Consider the following 973-nt stretch of genomic DNA (forward strand, 5'->3'; position numbering starts at 1 on the left):
TGTGCGCACCCGTCAGGAGGTGGTGTAGCCGCGGGTGGCGATCCAGTCGGCGAGGTTGTCGACGGTGATCTGGTAGCTGGCGGTGTCGGGGTTGGCGGAGTCGGCGATGGTGACGATCTTGCCGTTGTTGGTGTAGCCGGTGACGCTGATGTAGTGGCCGCCTTCGAAGGAGTGCACGCCGCCGTCGGTGTCGGTGGTGGTGCCGGCGATGTTGGCGACTACGGCGCGGCCGTCGTCGATGGTGCGGACGATGTCGGTGCGCAGGGTGTCGGTCTGCTTGTCGTCGGCCTTGGGGGTGCGGATCTCGACGCTGTGGTAGGCGTCCTTGCTGCCGGTTTCCTTGTTGAGGACGGGGGTGATGTCGTTGATGCTGTTGGTGCCGTCCTCGGTGGTGCCCATTTCCTTGGCCATGGTGTCGACGTTGATGTTCTTGCCCTGCACGGACAGGGCGTTGCGGGTGGCGGCGGGGCCGCAGTAGTAGAAGTTCGGCTGGGCCTCGTAGTTGACCTTGAGCTGGCGCTCGCCGGCGGGCTTGCGGTCGCCCTGCAGCGTCGACGTGGCGGGCTTGCCGGTCTCGGCGGGGGCGGCGTGGGCGGCGGTCATGGGGCCGGCGATGGCGCCGCCGGTGAAGGCGAGCCCGGCGGCGGTGAGGGCGGTCTTGCGGATCAGATCGGTACGCATAATGGCGTGCTCCTCTGTTCGGGGGTGCGCGCACATCGCAGGGGGGTGCGGTGTGCCGCGCGAGGGGGAAAGTCGATCGGACGGCCCGGCGATCGGGGGGATCTGCGCGGGGCGCTGGCCGGCGGCTCGGGGGCCTGCTCGGGTGTCCGGGGGGTGTAACCGTGGTGGCGGGCCGGGCATTCCATCGGCCTGCTCGGGTGGTGCGGGGGATGTAACCGGCCCGGCCGGCTCCGCATTCCAACGGGCCTCGGCTTGTCGGGCTTACCTGCCGGGCAAGGGAGCCGCGGTGGTA

General features: G+C 69.8%; 1 protein-coding gene. It reads right to left on the reverse strand.

The genetic code is table 11. From position 1 onward, the window contains the following. Window positions 1-12: 12 nt before the first annotated feature. The gene (locus tag V6U81_RS29050) at window positions 13-681 is read right to left on the reverse strand and encodes a C39 family peptidase (protein ID WP_334494242.1); all 669 of its coding nucleotides are present in this window, start codon (window positions 679-681) and stop codon (window positions 13-15) included. Between the last annotated feature and the right edge of the window lie 292 nt (window positions 682-973).

Source organism: Micromonospora lacuserhaii, from assembly GCF_036902735.1.
Lineage (GTDB): Bacteria > Actinomycetota > Actinomycetes > Mycobacteriales > Micromonosporaceae > Micromonospora.